This is a genomic window from Novosphingobium profundi, from assembly GCF_018491765.1.
In the GTDB taxonomy this organism is placed as follows: domain Bacteria; phylum Pseudomonadota; class Alphaproteobacteria; order Sphingomonadales; family Sphingomonadaceae; genus Novosphingobium; species Novosphingobium profundi.
This window is the reverse complement of sequence record NZ_JABWCU010000006.1, coordinates 321,617-337,682: the sequence shown is the minus strand read 5'-3', so window position 1 is coordinate 337,682 and position 16,066 is coordinate 321,617. Positions and strand designations below refer to the sequence as shown.

The 16,066-nt window shown below is 62.9% G+C and carries 11 protein-coding genes; 7 read left to right on the top strand and 4 right to left on the bottom strand.

Annotated features, from left to right (window positions below):
- Window positions 1-5 precede the first annotated feature (5 nt).
- Window positions 6-1,430: an alpha,alpha-trehalose-phosphate synthase (UDP-forming) gene (gene otsA, locus HT136_RS08250; RefSeq protein WP_214199155.1), complete on the top strand. Its 1,425-nt coding sequence runs from the start codon at window positions 6-8 to the stop codon at window positions 1,428-1,430.
- Between the two features lie 24 nt (window positions 1,431-1,454).
- Here otsA and HT136_RS08245 read toward each other — a convergent pair whose 3' ends face one another.
- On the bottom strand, window positions 1,455-2,588 hold the full coding sequence (locus tag HT136_RS08245) for an acyltransferase family protein (RefSeq protein WP_214199153.1): 1,134 nt from the start codon (window positions 2,586-2,588) through the stop codon (window positions 1,455-1,457).
- Between the two features lie 225 nt (window positions 2,589-2,813).
- Here HT136_RS08245 and fcl point away from each other — a divergent pair, with 225 nt between their 5' ends.
- From fcl to HT136_RS08230, 3 genes are read left to right on the top strand one after another with little or no spacing between them, the layout of a single operon-like run.
- Window positions 2,814-3,770: a GDP-L-fucose synthase gene (gene fcl / locus HT136_RS08240; RefSeq protein WP_214199151.1), complete on the top strand. Its 957-nt coding sequence runs from the start codon at window positions 2,814-2,816 to the stop codon at window positions 3,768-3,770.
- A 47-nt stretch (window positions 3,771-3,817) separates the two neighbouring features.
- Window positions 3,818-5,035 carry a WcaI family glycosyltransferase gene (locus tag HT136_RS08235; protein ID WP_214199149.1) on the top strand — a complete coding sequence of 406 codons (1,218 nt, stop codon included), beginning with the start codon at window positions 3,818-3,820 and terminating at the stop codon, window positions 5,033-5,035.
- A gap of 32 nt (window positions 5,036-5,067) precedes the next feature.
- Complete coding sequence (locus HT136_RS08230; protein ID WP_214199147.1) at window positions 5,068-6,417, top strand: lipopolysaccharide biosynthesis protein; 1,350 nt, start codon at window positions 5,068-5,070, stop codon at window positions 6,415-6,417.
- Between the two features lie 69 nt (window positions 6,418-6,486).
- On the opposite strand, the gene HT136_RS08225 is transcribed toward HT136_RS08230, so the two are convergent.
- Window positions 6,487-7,674, bottom strand: a complete 1,188-nt coding sequence (locus HT136_RS08225) for a glycosyltransferase family 4 protein (RefSeq protein WP_214199145.1) — start codon at window positions 7,672-7,674, stop codon at window positions 6,487-6,489.
- A gap of 365 nt (window positions 7,675-8,039) precedes the next feature.
- Between HT136_RS08225 and HT136_RS08220 the strand changes: the two genes are divergently transcribed.
- The 3 genes from HT136_RS08220 to HT136_RS08210 all read left to right on the top strand — a co-directional run bounded on the left by HT136_RS08220 (window position 8,040) and on the right by HT136_RS08210 (window position 12,142).
- Window positions 8,040-9,119 carry a glycosyltransferase family 4 protein gene (locus HT136_RS08220; protein ID WP_214199144.1) on the top strand — a complete coding sequence of 360 codons (1,080 nt, stop codon included), beginning with the start codon at window positions 8,040-8,042 and terminating at the stop codon, window positions 9,117-9,119.
- Window positions 9,120-9,279: 160 nt separating this feature from the next.
- Window positions 9,280-11,103 carry a hypothetical protein gene (locus HT136_RS08215; RefSeq protein WP_214199142.1) on the top strand — a complete coding sequence of 608 codons (1,824 nt, stop codon included), beginning with the start codon at window positions 9,280-9,282 and terminating at the stop codon, window positions 11,101-11,103.
- 184 nt (window positions 11,104-11,287) lie between these two features.
- Window positions 11,288-12,142 carry a sulfotransferase family protein gene (locus HT136_RS08210; protein ID WP_214199140.1) on the top strand — a complete coding sequence of 285 codons (855 nt, stop codon included), beginning with the start codon at window positions 11,288-11,290 and terminating at the stop codon, window positions 12,140-12,142.
- 398 nt (window positions 12,143-12,540) lie between these two features.
- Here HT136_RS08210 and HT136_RS08205 read toward each other — a convergent pair whose 3' ends face one another.
- Both HT136_RS08205 and HT136_RS08200 read right to left on the bottom strand, forming a co-directional pair.
- A complete protein-coding gene (locus HT136_RS08205) occupies window positions 12,541-13,635 on the bottom strand; it encodes a hypothetical protein (protein WP_214199138.1) in 1,095 nt (364 codons plus the stop codon).
- A gap of 57 nt (window positions 13,636-13,692) precedes the next feature.
- Window positions 13,693-15,876 carry a GumC family protein gene (locus HT136_RS08200; RefSeq protein WP_214199136.1) on the bottom strand — a complete coding sequence of 728 codons (2,184 nt, stop codon included), beginning with the start codon at window positions 15,874-15,876 and terminating at the stop codon, window positions 13,693-13,695.
- Window positions 15,877-16,066 lie beyond the last annotated feature (190 nt).

The window sequence follows — 16,066 nt, the reverse complement described above, 5'->3', positions numbered from 1 at the left end:
TAGACATGAGCCGACTGATCGTGATCTCGAACCGGGTATCGGTTCCCAAGGCCGCCGGTGCCGCCGGTGCGCAAGGGGGGCTCGCGGTCGCGCTCAACTCGGCGCTGCGCGAACACCGCGGCATCTGGTTCGGCTGGTCGGGCCAGGAGACCGAAACCTTCACCGGCCACCTCGACATGCAGCGCAACGACGGGGTGACGACGGCCACGATCGACCTCGAACCCCAGGACATCGAAGAGTACTACAACGGCTACGCGAACCGCACCTTGTGGCCTCTCTTTCACTACCGGATCGACCTCACCGAATACGACCGCAACTTCGGCGAGGGCTACGAGCGGGTCAACGCGCGTTTCGCCGATTCGGTGCGCCCGCTGATCGACCAGGACGACCTCGTCTGGGTCCACGACTACCACCTGCTGCCACTGGGCTCATTGCTGCGCGGCAAGGGCGTGAAGAACCGCATGGGACTGTTCCTGCACACCCCCTGGCCCCCTACCCGCCTGCTGGTATCGCTTCCCTTCCACGAGCGGCTGGTGGAATCGATGCTGGCCTACGACGTGATCGGCTTCCAGACCGAAGAGTGGCTGGGCAGCTTCCTGCATTACCTCGAGAAGGAAATGGGGCTTGAAATCGGTACGGACGGCTGCATCGAGTACCAGGGCCGCCGCATCGTCGCGCGCGCGTTCCCGATAGGCATCGACTTTGCCGAGTTTACCGAAGGCGCCAACAGCCAGGAGGCCGCCGAAGCGCATGACAAGCTGAAGGCGAGTGTGCGCGGCCGCAAGATGCTGATCGGTGTCGACCGGCTCGACTATTCCAAGGGGCTGGGTGAGCGCTTTGAGAGTTTCAGCCGCTTCCTCGCCGACAATCCGGACCAGGCCGCGCAAGTCGTGCTGCTCCAGATTGCGCCCCCCTCGCGCGGCGATGTCGCCAGCTACCAGCAGATCCGCGAGGATCTCGAGCGCAAGACCGGCCATATCAACGGCGCCCACGCCGACGTTGCCTTCGTGCCGATCCGCTACGTCAACCGTGGTTATCCGCGCCGACAGCTCGCCGGTTTCTATCGTGCCGCCGAAGTCGGCCTCGTGACCCCCTTGCGCGACGGCATGAACCTCGTCGCGAAGGAATATGTCGCCGCGCAGAAGGAAGACGATCCCGGCGTGCTCATCCTTTCGCAGTTCGCCGGGGCGGCCCTGCAGATGGAAGAGGCGCTTCTCGTCAATCCGCACTCGATCGAACACGTCAGCGAGGCCATCCAAAAAGCGCTGACGATGCCGCTTGGCGAACGGCGCAGGCGCCACGAACGACTGCTCCAGTCCGTCCGTGACGAAGACGTCCTGAACTGGCGCGAAGCGTTCGTCAGCACGCTGTTCGAAAGCCGCTGCGACAACGTCCCGGATACTTTGGCGACGACGGACGGGCCGGGGTGATTTCCGGCCTCGTGTCGCGGCCCGTCACTGCCCGCCCAACGATTCGGGAGCCGGCGTCAGGCGCGCCTTGACGAAGGCACGAACCAGCGGCGTGCGCCCTTCCGTCCACCGCGAAAAAATCCATCCGTACGCAAGTGCAGCAAGAACGACGACGCCGAGCACCAGCAACGCGGTGAGCCCCGGCATGAGCCGCTGTCCGCGCAGCAGGAATGCGGCGACGAGGGCCGCGAAGGGGAAATGCACGACGTAGAGCGAAAAGCTCGATCCCGCACCGTAGCGACCCAGTGCACGCGCGAAGCCAGGCACCTTCGGATCGAGCAGCAGCAACGACCAGAACAGGCCGGTAAAGCACAGTCCGACCACCAGATCGGCGGACATCTCAGGCAGGATCTGCAAGCGCGAAGCGCCCGCCGAGATCAGCGAAAGAATCAGCATGAGCGCGCACAAGCCCCATTTCGCGGGTCGGCCGATCCGCGCGGCCAGGACCTTGTGCTTGTCCAGACGGTAAAGCGCGCTACCCATGAGCCAGACCGCAAACCCCAGCAGAAGCTTTGGCCAGAGCACTGCGACCAGCAGGCTGGCCAGGAGAAGCGAAACGCGCCGCCGAACCGCCAGGATCATCAGCGCGGGATACCACATGTAGTACCAGAACTCGTTCGCAAGGCTCCACAAGGGCCCGTTCGAACCGAAAGTCTCTACGGCAAGTGTCTGCAAGAACAGAATATTTCCAAAGAATACCTGAGGTTGCAAGCGCGATGCGACCGCGTAAGTCATCGTCTGCGCGCCCGAATTCCCTGTGTAGAGCGGCCCGTGCAGCCCGAACGCACCAATGGCATCCAACAATCCGCCGATGACCAGCGCCGGGATCACGACGACTTCGAGACGCACGATACGATCGACCAGATAGCTGGGCCAGAAATCCGGGCGATGCATTTTGCGATCAACCGTCGAACTGATCCAGAAACCGGACAGGACGAAGAACACCATGACCGCCTCGTGCCCGAACCCGGTGAGGAAGTAGACGACTTTGTAGACCGCGCCGAAGCCCCCCACCCGCGCCGGTTGCCAGAACAGGTCGCGCGCATGTTCGAGAACGACCGCCGTCGCCGCGAGGAAGCGAAAGACGTCGAACCAGGTATAAGAAAACCTTTCCTTCACCACACTTTCATCCTCCGGCTACGTCGATCAATCGCGCGCCATTTGCCAAATACGAAACCTGCCGCCAGCAAAAGGTCCAATGGCCAACGATGCCTGTGATTTCAGTCAGAACATCCGGAATTTGAGACAAAGAGCCTCGGCGAAGTTTCCGGAAGTAATTGCGAAGACAGGTCTTACGCGCTAATCATGCGGCATTGCAACATGGAACCTGAGGTGGCCTTCCCTATGTTTGACCTTACCGGAAAACGCATTTTTGTCGCAGGCCATCGCGGCATGGTGGGTTCCGCGATCGTGCGGCGTCTCGCCAGCGAAAATTGCGAGATCCTGACCGCCGGGCGCCAGGACATGGACTTGCGCGAACAGCAGCAGGTCCGCGATTGGTTTGCACGCGAAAAACCTCAGGTCGTCGTCCTCGCTGCAGCAAAAGTGGGTGGAATTCTGGCTAACGACAGTTTCCCGGCCGAGTTCCTCTATGACAACCTGATGATCGAGGCGAACATCGTCGAAGCCGCCCATGCGGCAGGGGTCGAAAAGCTTCTCTTCCTGGGATCCTCGTGCATCTATCCCAAGTTTGCAGAGCAGCCGATCGTCGAGGACGCACTGCTCACCGGCGCGCTCGAGCCGACCAACGAATGGTACGCGATCGCGAAGATCGCAGGCATCAAGTTGTGCCAGGCCTACCGCCGCCAATATGGCTGCGACTATATTTCCGCGATGCCTACCAATCTCTATGGGCCCGGTGACAATTTCGACCTCGCCGGCAGTCACGTCATGCCCGCCCTCATCCGCAAGGCCCACGAGGCACGCGAGAGCGGGGCTGCCTCGATCACGATCTGGGGTACGGGCACGCCCCGCCGCGAATTCCTGCATGTCGACGACCTGGCCGACGCCTGCGTCTTCCTCCTGAAGGAATATTCCGGGACCGAACACGTCAACGTGGGTTCGGGGACCGACATCCCGATCCTCGAACTGGCCCAAATGGTCTGCAAGGCTGTGGGTTTTCACGGCCAGATCGTCACGGATACGAGCAAGCCCGACGGCACGCCGCGAAAGCTGATGAGCGGAGAGAAGCTTGCCAAGCTGGGCTGGCGCGCTTCCATCGAACTCGATCGCGGCATTGCCGACGCCTACGAGCATTTCCTAGCGGGCGAAGGACGCGGCCTCGAGCAAGCGGCCGTCTGACCTTGCAGGATGCAACGGCAAGCGCAGCCCCCCCCGCGCGTCGCCTGATGGTCCTCGGGCTCAATTATGCCCCCGAGCCCGTCGGTATCGGCCCCTATACCACCGGACTGGCGGAATTCTTCGCAGCGCGCGGAGATACCGTCGAAGTCGTCGCCGGCGAAGCCTATTATCCGCAATGGTCGCGCTACGCAGATCAGCCTCGTAACGGTACGCGGCACGAAGGCAACGGCGTGGGCATCACCCGCGTCGCCCACTTCATTCCGCCATCGCCCAGCGGCCTGAAGCGCATGCTGCACCTGGCGTCATTCTCGCTGACCAGCCTGCTACCTTCGGCGCGGGCCGCACGGCGCATCAAGGCCGATCTGGTCTTCACCGTCGCGCCGTCGTTGCTTTCGGTTCCGGTCGCCTGGATCGCCGCCAAGGCCAGCGGCGCGAAGTTGTGGGTCCACGTTCAGGACTTCGAGGTCGAGGCCGCGATGGCAACCGGCCTGCTCAAGCCCGGCGGCACCGCCAGCAAGGTCGGCAACTGGCTGGAATCGCGCATTCTCAAGCTGGCCGACATGGCTTCGACGATCAGCCCCCAGATGTGCCTCAAGTTGCGCGAAAAAGGACTGGCCCCCGAAGCGATCTACGAATTGCGCAACTGGGCCAACGCCGAATTCGCCACCGATCAGGCCGAGGCCGACGCCTACCGCGCGCAGTGGGGCATCGGCAACCGGCACGTCGCGCTCTATTCGGGCAACATCGCGAACAAGCAAGGTATCGAGATCATCATCGAAGCCGCCCAGCTTCTGCGCGATCGCAAGGACCTGGTCTTCGTCATCTGCGGCCAGGGCCCCAACCGGGCACGCCTGGCGGAACTGAGCGAAGGGCTGGACAACGTCCAGTTGCACGATCTCCAGCCATTCGAGCGCATGGGCGGGCTGCTCGGCCTCGCCTCGCTGCACCTGCTTCCGCAAATTCCCGGCGCGGCCGATCTCGTCCTTCCCTCCAAACTGACCAACATGCTAATCTCCGGTCGACCGGTCGTCGCGACCGCGGCACCGGACACGGGCCTCGCCAGCGAAGTCGAGGGATGCGGGGCGGTCACGCCACCGGGCGATGCCGAGGCCTTCGCGAACGCGATCGCCGCTCTGCTCGACGATACGCACGAACGCCAGCGCCTGGGGACAGCGGCCGCCCAGCGGGCCGAGGAACGCTGGCAGAAACCGACGATCCTTTCGCGCCTGTCGCAGCGTTTCGACGGCCTGCTTGCCAACGCCTAGCCGCACAACGCGGCTTTCGAGGTGACCGAAGAATGAAGAAGCGCGTTCTCATGGGTATCGTGGCGATGGGCTACAGCAAGGGCGTCGTCGCCCTGATGCAGCTCGTCATGGTGCCCGTGCTGGCCAAGACCTGGGGGCTCACCCTCTATGGACAATGGCTGATCCTGGCCTCGGTCCCCATGTTCATGGGAGCCAGCGACCTGGGCTTCGGCCTTGCCGCCAGCAACCGGTTCATCGCCGAAAGCGCCAACAAGCAGGATCGCGAGGCGCTGACGACCTTCCACAGCGCGCTGCTTCTGATCTCGATCTGCGGGGCCACACTGGTCGCGCTTTCCTATGCCCTGTGCCTGTTGCTGCCCGACAGCACGTTTCGCGTCGAGGGTGGCCTGCCAACGCACGATGCCCGCATCACGCTGGCCTTGCTGTGCACCTATGCCGTCGTCGCCCTCTACATGCCGCTGATGAACGGCGTCTCGCGTTCGGTCGGAAAGCTTGCCAAGGCGGTCAGCATCGTCGCAACTGGCCAGATGGCCGAAGGGCTGGGCGTCATTGCCGCCGCCCTGCTCGGTGCGGGCGCGATCGGTGCGGCTGCGGCCATGCTGGCCGTTCGCGTGAGCACGATCTCAATTCTCTCGTTCACCGCAACGCGGCACGCCGGCTGGGCCCACCTCGGCATCGGCCAAGCCCGCTTCCAGCGCATCAAGGACCTGACCCGGCCCGCCTTCGCCGCCATGGTCCTTCCGCTTTCGCAGGCCGCATTCCTGCAGGGCACGGCCTTTGCGGTCGGCCTTGCCGGGACGCCCGCCATGGTGCCGCTCTACACGACGCTGCGCACACTTTCCCGGATCGGCCTTCAGGTCATGTCCGCGATCGCAATACCGGTCATGCCCGAATTCGCGATCGCGCGCGCACGCGGAGACAATGCGCTCGCCTCACGCATCGGCGGCATGCTCACCATGGGCTGTGCAGCCGTGGGTCTGGGAGCCACGCTGACCCTCAGCCTCTTCGGGGTCGAGATCATCCACCTGTGGACGGGCGGCGTCGTCCAGCCCCCCTATTTGATGGTGCTCATATTCGGCATCGGCATTGGCCTGGACTTGCTCTGGGCCCCGCTTTCGGACCTGCTCCTTGCCGTGAACCGCCACGAAACCTACAGCTACACCTACCTCGTAAGCGCTTTCCTTGTCGTCGGCCTGACTTATGTCCTCGTCCAGCGCTTCGGGGTCGTCGGTGCCGCTGCAGCCAACTTGTGCCTCGAGATCGTCATGTTCCTGACGGTGACGCTTTCACTGCGCCGCAATTTTGGCCGGTTCGAATACGACCTGCATTCGATGTTGGACCTCCTGCCCGGTCGACGGCGCAAGTCCGCCAAGCCGGGCTGATGCCGTTCCCGCGGACGCGCCTCACGCCTGTCTAGCCCGCGCTCAAGGCACGCGCGTTGCGAGGAAGGCTCAGGCCCCGACGACATCCCTCGCATGGCGAACGATTCCGTCGCGAAATTGCGACCAGCGCCAATTGCCTGCCTCGGCAGCGATCGATGGAGCGTGCAACTCGCCATCGGCCTTTCGCTGCGCGGTGCCGTGCAACGCCTCGCCCAGCGCAGCGAGGTTGCCGACCTCGACGATCGTCGCCGCCTTCTCGCTCAACGGCAGATCGGGCAGGCCGGTGTTTACGGTGCCGATCACATGGCAACCCGCGGCAAGCGCCTCGAGGTAGACGAGACCGAAACCCTCGACCAGCGAAGGAAGGACGAAAATGTCCGCCTTTGCAAAAAGGGCGTCGAGCGCCGCGCGTTCCTGCCGTCCAAGCAAGACGATCGACGGGCAATCGATCATCGCCTTGATACCCGGATCGATACGGTAGCAGACCAGCGTAAGGCGGGCATTGGGCGGGGGTGAGGCCTGCCAGGCGCGGATCAGGTGGTGCAATCCCTTGCGGCTCACCCCCTGGCCGACGAACAGAAATTCGCAAGTCCCCTGCGGACGCGCTTCGGGCACGGAAGCGGGCGCGGCGAAACCATAGGGGATCACCGTGATGCGCTCGGGCGGGCAGCCGACATGCTCGAGCGAACGCTGCGTCATCGAACTCGCGCACACGACCGCATCGGCCTCGCGCCAGACTTGCGTGACCTGTACGCGGTTGAGAATTTCTTCTTCGTGCAGCATCGACCACGCCACCTCGGGGTAGCGCTTCGCATCATCGGACAAGAGCTGCCAGGTAAGTTGCGGATGCGGATGGAATTCGAAGTCGATGACCTTGATCCCTTCCGGCTTCTCTCCGGGGCGGGGCATGTAGGACGAATAGCAGTAGAGATTGGCCTTGTGCGCGGCGGCTCTCTTCATGGCCTTGCGGGCAAGAAGGCGATCCGAACGCTTGATCATGGTCCGCCGATAGCGCTTGAAGCGTTCGCCGAAGGCCTGCAGCACGAAACTGCCCCAGGTGCTCGACGCCTTTGCGCTGGGAAGCCCTTCGCAGGAACGCGCCCTCAGGATTGCGGGCAGCCACGAGCCCCCCCGCGCAGGCGCGTAGAAATCCGTCACCATCGCATCGAGAAGGCCACCCTCTTCCAGAGCGCGAGGAACATTATAACCATCTCTGTTGCGATTGGCGACAAAGACAAACTTCGTGTCCTTGGACATCGGCCCCCCAGGGTTCTGCGTAGAGACCGGAAGGGTTAGGGTTCGCCATGGCCGCTTGCAAGCATCAATCTCGCGAATGCAGCATGTTGCATGTGAAACACGACGAACGCCTGCACAATAACGATGAATCTCCCCGAAATAGCACCTCCCCCTCCTTTCGGATGGCCAAGTTTCAGCCTATTTCTGCGGCATTGCGGCGTAAGCTTGTTTGCAAATGCCCACTGGCGGGTTAGTTCCTAGCGCAAGAGCTGTCCAATCCCCCATGAACGGGAGAATCCATGCCCAAGTCTTCACCTGTCGTCTGGGTTTCCCAAGCATTTGGGTATCATGGTGACTTTCTTTATTTCGGGGAAATCTTTCAAGCCTTGCGCCAGCACGAGCCCGAGCTCGCGATCGTCGTCGAACGCGGCGTGGAGTTTCGCAATCCTTACCAGGCCAAACTCCTGCCGATGCTGCGCATGTACAAGAAGAAGCTGAAGCGGGTCGTCGATGGCACGGCTTACGAGACCTACACGAAGCTTCCACTCCCAGATCTGAGCTTCGGCCTGCGCCGCCTGGCACCACAAGCGGTCATCATGGTGGAATTCACGCCAGTCGCCCTGATGTCGCTGCTTGCCTGCCTGACCATGCCCGCAACGGCCCGGATCCAACTCGTCGAATCGGATCCGAGAAGCCGGGGGGCAAGCCGCAATCCCCTGGTCCTCAAGATGAAGCGCTGGATGGTCGGCAAGATGGACATCATCCAGACGAACACGCCCGAAGGCCGCGACTACCTCGTCGATACCCTCGGCGCACCGCCTCAGCGCGTGCGCGTCGCGCCTTATCTCAGCTCGCACCCCCCCGGCCCGCCCTCGCGCCCCCACGACCCGCAAGGGCCGGTCAACCTGCTTTTCGCCAATTCACTTACCCGGCGCAAAGGCCTCGACCGAATCGTGGCCGCGCTCAGCGCCTGCGATCCAGCGACCCGCCAGGCGCTGCGCCTGATCGTGATCGGCGATGGCCCCGAGCGTGCCGCGCTCGAAGAAAGCGTGCGTGCAAGCGCGCTGGAGGAGATCGTCACCTTCGTCGGCCGAAAGTCCTACGACGAGATGGGCCCCTATTTCGCTGAGGCCGACGTCCTGCTTGTCCCCAGCCTGGCCGACTACCGTTCGCTTGCCAGCTTCGAGGGCCTCTCCTTCGGCTTGGCCCTCATCGCATCGAAATTTGATGGCGCCTCGCGCGAGACGGTCGTCGACGGGCGCAACGGCTATGTCATCGACCCCGACGACATTGGCGCAATTGCCCGTTCGCTCACCGCATTGGTCGGCGACCGTGCGCACCTCCAGGAATGTCGGAACGCCAGTTCCGCGCTGTTCGCCGCGAAATATTCCATTCCCCAAATCGCCCAGAACCTGCACGATTCGCTGGAAGCGGCGCGCGCGCGCCGCCGCGCGCGCGCGCGTTAGGCGGTCCGCCTTGCCGGACCGAAGAAACGCGCCGAGCCGACCGCCCTGCGCGATACGCGACAAGAGGCCCGGCTGGCCGGCGTTAGCGGGGAAAGGTGGGATTAAGCCTTGGCGCGATAGCCGCTGAACGCCCTTCGCACCGTTGAAAGGAAGCCTCCGCGTGCAACACCACCTTCCCTTCCCGCCTGTTTTCGGGAAAGCGTTCCATCTGCACCTTTTCGATGCGCAGACCGGCAAGAGCGCACGCGCCTATCACGACCCCGAGCGCACGCTCGCGCACCCCGCGCGCATCGAGCCGGAGGCGAACGGGCTCCTGCCCACGATCATTCTCGATCCCGCGAAGCGTTACCACGCCAAGCTTTCCTCAGCGTCTGGCGTGCCTCTGGCGAGCTATATCATCGAGCCGGCCATGCTTGCGCAGGCCAGCGTGGGGCCCGACGACGCGGGGCTCTTCACCGGGCTTTCGGACATGTCGATCCCCTCGGGCGTGACCCGAATCCGAACCGAAGGATGGGCGCGCCCCGGCCTTGGCGGCGGCGACTACGTGGCCGATGACCGTGCCAACGCCGAATTCGCCCGTGCCCATCCGCGTTTCTGCACGCGCACCGCGAACGGCCGCTATTTCCGCCTTCTCGACAATGGCGGCCTGATCACCGTCGAACAGGGCGGCGCGAAAGGCGACAGCGAAGGTGCCAACCGGATCAACGATCGCGATGCCTTCCAGGCCGCCCTGGATTACGCCCACGCAACCGGCCTTGCCCGTATCGCCATGGCCCAGCCGCGTTACAGCCTGTGGTGCACACAGCGACGGGCCGCCGAACGCGGCACCTTCCACGAACCCGACGGCAGCGCCCTGATCATTGCCGCTGGCCAGAACATACATCTCATTGGCCTTGCCGCGGAGCGAACGAGGCTCGTCTTTCGCCTTCCCGACGGCTCCAGCTTCCAGGGAAGCGGCGGGAGCAAAGGCTATCATCTGGTCGAGGGCCGGGTATGGCGTGGTTGCGGGCTCTATGTGCGCGGCACGGGCCCAATCGATCGCACTGCGCTGCGCCGCGAAACACACCAGAGGCTGCGCATCGAGCATCTGGTCATCGATGGCGGTACGAAGAAGTCCTCGAACTGGTCGATTCCCGCCAACCCGGCGAACGGCGAAGGCTGGGATATCACGCATAAGGGCATTTACGCCGAAGCCGACCGGGCGGGCGGCGACATCGAGATCGTCGATTGCGAAATGTGTGGCTGGCGCGGCGAGACCGTCTATACGTCCAACGATCCGAGCGCCACGCTGTTCGTGCGCAACGCCAGCTTCCGGGAGGCCAGCGGACAAGGGCTCAATCCCAACGGCTGCCGGGTCGATGTCGAGGACTGCCTGATTTCGGGATGCTACATGGGCATCGAGGGCTGGCTGGGGCTGGGCGGCGGGCGCATCGTCCGGACAGCGATCGTGGATTGCTATGGCGACTTCGGGAAAAGCGGCGGGGCGTTCGCGCTCGACGGTGGCTACTACGACAATCGCAAACGCATGGACGGAAAGGCCGTGCCAAGGCTCGCGGCCGCCCAGCCCACCGCAGGCACGATTGATATCGAGGTGCGCGACTGCGGGCGCGCCTTTCTGGGTTCATGGATGAAGGGGCGCATCTCGCTGCGCGCGACGCGCCTGTTCATTGGCGCGGCCTCACCCTATTCGAGCGGCTCGCAGGATCTCGACCTGGCCATTGCCCTGGCGCCCGACGGTCGGGCAGCCTCGCAGGTCTGGCTTGGAGGGGGCGCGGGAAAACCGGGCGCGAAGCTGACCGATCGCATCGATCTTCGCATAACGGGCCTGGCCGGCAAGGCGGCGTGGAAGAACGTACCCCCCATCGTGTGGCGTGGGTCGCTCGGGCCAGATGTCCGCATTGCGCAAAGCGGCCTTTCGGATCGCGCCCGCCCCCAGGCGCTGACCCCCGTCAGCGATTTCACACCGCAACTGCGAACTCCGTGATCGGGATCGTAAAACGCCACAAAATCGATCCAAATGACGCTGATCGTATCCACCGTCCATTTGATCGCACTGCAGCAACGGGATGTACGCTGCAATGCAATAAGTGGGTTGCCCAAGGCAAATGGTGTAACTAGAACGATCGAACAGTTACATACTCTTACCCAGTAAGGCGGACAGGAACTCCATGCGCAAGCTCAAGTGGCACTACAATCGCATCAAGTCCTACATCGGCCGCCCTCGTCTGATCGTTCAGGAAAAGCCGATCGTTCTCGACGACACGAACCGGTGCGAAAATCCAATCTTCATCATCGGCGTACATCGCTCGGGTACCTCGCTCGTACGCCGCATGTTCAATTCGCATCCGGATATTGCATGTCCTCCCGAAACGTTTTTCATGCAAGGTTACGTCGATCTCTTCAACGATCACCTGAGCGAAGTGGGCTATCAGGCCTTCGGATACGACAAGGACGCCATGCGCCAGGATCTGGCCCGCAAGGCAAGCAGCCTGCACGAGGCTTTCCGCATCAGCCAGGGTAAGTCACTCTGGGCCGACAAGACCCCACAATACACCGCCATCATCGACGATCTCGATCGCCTGTTCGGACGCAAGGCCCGTTTCTTCCTGGTAATGCGGCACCCTTGCGACGTGGTCTATTCGAATTTCAAGCGCGGTTGGTCGTTCAACGATATCGAGGACCCTTTCGAATCGACCATCAAGCACGTGCGCGACGGTATCGACAACATTCTCGCCTTCGAGCAGGCCCAGCCGGATCGTTGCGCGAGAATCGACTATCGCGAGCTGTGCATCGACCCCGCCGCCACGCTGGAAACCGCCATGTCCAAGCTTGGCCTGAGCTATCACCCCGAGATGCTCGAGTTTGCCAGCAAATCGCACAATTACGGCCTCGAAGACCCGGTCGTGCGCGGCAAGAAGACGGTCGAGGCAAGCGCCGGCGCCTGGCAGTCGCTGACCTCGGGCCAGCGCGATCAGCTCGCCCAGGCTTTCGGGCAAAAGGTGAAGGAAGACGCCTACTGGTAAAGGGCGCTCGCGCGCGCCGTCGCCCCTGGACAGGCACACGCTCGCGGCGAAACGGCGCGCACGACAGGCGAGCAGAGGTCCCTTGCTCGCGTCTACAATGGGCACCGGCAGCCATCGCTCCTTCGACGCGATGAAACGGCATCATTGCCGGCAGCGAAGTCTGTCTTGCGCCAGCCACCAATCAACAACGAAACCGGTTGCCCAGCGCCCCTGCGTGACCGGGCAGCCCCCGCCTCGCAGGTCGCAGTGGGCGCCTTGCCAACGTGCGGCCACTGCACCAATTTTCCGCGACCACCCTGGCCGATTTCGGCCCGGGCGCCGTTGCACCCTAGGCGTGGCTCGTTCGTGTCTGCGCATAATCAGCCGAACGCAGCTGGTGCATTAGCGCCGCCCCCCAGTCAGGAAAAACGGATCGCCCGGACGTCGCCCTCTCCGGAGCCGACAAGAACATCGATTCGCTGCGCCGGACACCCCTTTGCAGGAATGTCAAAGGTGTCCTGCCCCAAGGCCGGATCAATCTCCTGGACGCTGGACGCACCCTTGCCGGGCACCAGGCAAATCATCCGCACCAGCAACTTGCGCGGCCTGAGACCTTGAGCATCCCCCATATCGAGGCGCACGGCATGCGAACCTGGCGCGAGCGCGACAAGGCGTTGCGCGAGCAACCTCTTGATCGCGTCCTGATTGCGGTAATGCAGGATAGGTCCCGAACCATCCGTCTGGAACTCTCGGGTCAGGCCCCCTTGCCCCGGGTAGCTCCAGTCGAGTGGTCCCGCGCCCTGATCAAACACGAAGGCGTCCGAAGTCTTCTTTGGCGTGCCCGGCTGAGCACATGCACCTGACCAGACCGCCTCCCCGCGCGCGAGTTCTCCCAGCAATGCGAAATTGCGAGCGGTCTCCGCCAAGTCCGCGCAATCGAACGCGTACCCCTTGGCGCGGGCGATCCGGAACGTCTGCACGATCGCTTGCGGCGGCAGGATCCTGGCGCCCCACAGCGCGAAGTCGTCCATCCCGTATTTGCCGCTCGTCAGGCGGCTGGTCAGCAATTTCCGGCCATCGGGGCGGTCGAGGAGAACCTTGGTCAAGGCATAGGCCTGTGGACCGGTCGTCTGCGTTTTCCACAAGGCCGACAAACGATCGGCCGCGATGCCATCCTCGTTTGCTTCCAGGGCGAAATTGGCCATCGCCACCTGAACGGTTGGATCTCGCCAACCCCGGGATGCCGCCACCGTCAAGGCATCGACTCCAGCCTGAAGGTCACCCGCCTGGATCCTTGCGACCGCAAAGGCCGAAACGGCCTCGGAGATGACCGGTCGCTTCGACAGCAGGCTGCGGGTCTGCGCTTGCAGGTCCTGCCCCTGCTCGTCGTGCGCGACTTGCATCAACAGGGCATCGTAACGAAACGGCTCAGGAACGAACCGGGTAAGACCGGGATCAATCAGGGTCTGGCGATCGAGTTGCACGAACACCGTGAGGCTGGCGAGCAGCAGCATCGCCAGCCTCCACAAGACCGTCCACGGGGCGCTCACCGAGTTCGATCCCACCATGGCTCAGCCGCCCGCGCTCTCTCCGTAGGAATAGTAGTTGTAGCCGTAATACTGCGCTTCCTTGCCGCCGCCCGCAGGGTCGTACTTGCACAGCACCACGCCAAGCACCCGCCCCTTGACGAGACGAAGGCGGCGCAAGGCGGACTTCACGGCTCCGCGATGGAAGGAACTGGCATCGACGACGAACAGGACGCCTTCCACATGGGGGGCAATCGAAATCGTGTCAGCCAGGCCCAGCATCGGCGGGCAGTCGAAGATCACGGTATCGAAGCGGCCCTTAAGGTCCTCGATGAGAGCGCCCATGCGCTCGCTGCCGAGCAATACAGTCGGGTCGGGCGGAATGGGAAGCGCCGTCATGACCGTCAGGTTCGGCTGGTCCGAGGGAAAGAGCGCGTCTTCGAGGCCGATCTTGCCGATCAGAAGATCGGTGACGCCAGGCTTAGCGCTCGCCCCCTCAAGCTGGTGCAGGCGAGGCCGGCGCAAGTCGAGATCGACCAGCAGCACCGACTTGCCCAGGCGCGCAATATCGCGCGCAAGCAAGTGGGACGTCGTGGTCTTGCCCTCCGACTCCGATGTGCTCGTGACCGCTATCGTCCGGGGAACGCCTTGCGCCGTGGCGTAAGAAAGATTGGTGGAAAGCGTGTGATACGCCTCTGCAATCATGCGCGGCGGCGCGCTGATGATCTCTCCGCGCTCCTCATCAGGATGACGCGGAATGAGACCCAGCATCGGCAAGCCCAGCTTGGCTTCGACATCCGAGGGCACCTTGATGGCATCGTCAAAGAGTTCACGCAGATAGACCACCAGGCCGGCGACGACGAGCCCGAGGAACAAAGAGACCACCATGTTGTAGATCAACTTGGGCGAACTCGGGATGGCGGCAGGCTCGGCGCTGTCGACCAGGCTGATGTTGTTCGACGTTGCCCCGGCTGAAGCGCTGAGCTGGTTGTAACGTTCCAGAAGGGCGTTGTACTGCGCCTTGTTCGTGTCCGCCACGCGCTGGAGCAGATTGTACTGCACTCGACGGTCCTGTTCGGAAAGCGCATCGCCCTGAAGCTCGGAGACCCGCGCCTTGAGCGAGTCCTCCTTCTCCTTCGCCGCCTGGTATTCGAGGTAGACCGTCCGCTTGATCGAGTTGCCCAAGCTCTGGATCCGCTTGTCGAGTTCCGCGATTTGGCTGCGCAGCGAATTGACCGACGGATAATCGGACAAGTGCCGGGTGCGTTCGTCGGCAAGCTTGGCCTGCAACTCGGCCTTCTGCTGCATCAGATTCTGAACCGCGCCGTTGGAGATCACCTGGGGAACGGAGAGTACCGGCTCCTTGGCGATCGTTTCCCAGTTGTCCTGCGCGGCGATACGATTGGAAGCCGCGACACCGAGATCGTTGTTCGCCTGCACGAGAGCGTTACTCGTGATCGAGATGGAACCGTCGGAACCATCCGAGGATTGCCCCTCGACCCGGATAAGGCCGGCGGTGCGCGAGTACCCATTGAGGTCGTGCTCTGATTGCGCAACGTTGGCGCGCGCTTCCTCAAGTTGATCGGACAGGAACTGGCGCGCGTAGGAAGAACTGTCGAACTTGCGATTGAGGTTGTTCTGGATGAACGTGTTCGCCGTCTCGTTCGCGACCCTGGCCGAATAGACGGGGCTTCCCGTTTCGGACTGGACCTGCACCACGCGGCTGTTCTGCGGAAGGTCGACCCGCAGACTACCCATTACCAGATCGGTCGCGAGGTTCAGGCGCGCCTGCTGGAGATCTTTCTCGTTCGAAACGCCCGAATCACCGATTTCCGGCATCTTCTCGTGGAAGGCGTCGAAAAAACGGGCATCGCCCGCGAAATTCGCGTTCTGCACGGTGCGCTTCGCAAGCGAACGGCTGGTAATGATATCGATCTGGGTCTGCAAGAAGCGGCCGGTGTCCGGTCCACTGTCGCTGTTCGAGCGCAATTCGCTGCCTTCCACGATCTGATCGGCTTCGTCCTCGATCAAGACCTGGGCCTCACTGATGTACTTGGGGCTCATGAGCAACGTGGCCACGACCCCCCCGGCAAGTGCCACGCCCAAGATGATCAGGATGATCAGCCAATTGCGACGAACGGCATCGATAATGCCCTGGACGCTGATACCCATGAAGGAGCTTTCGCCGCCGTATTCGACGTCAACTTCAACATCACCGGAAGAAGTCATCCAGTCTAGATCCTTACCCTGTCTGTTCATCACATCTTCCTGCAGCGATTCTGCATCAACATTATTGCACTAGGAACATTGCGTTCCCGCCAGTTCGTTCCAATCGCGATGCTTGGTGAAGCCAAGGCATTCTCAATTGAGCAGAATCATTCCACGCGATCACTCGAACCTTGCAAGCCAGAGACAAGCG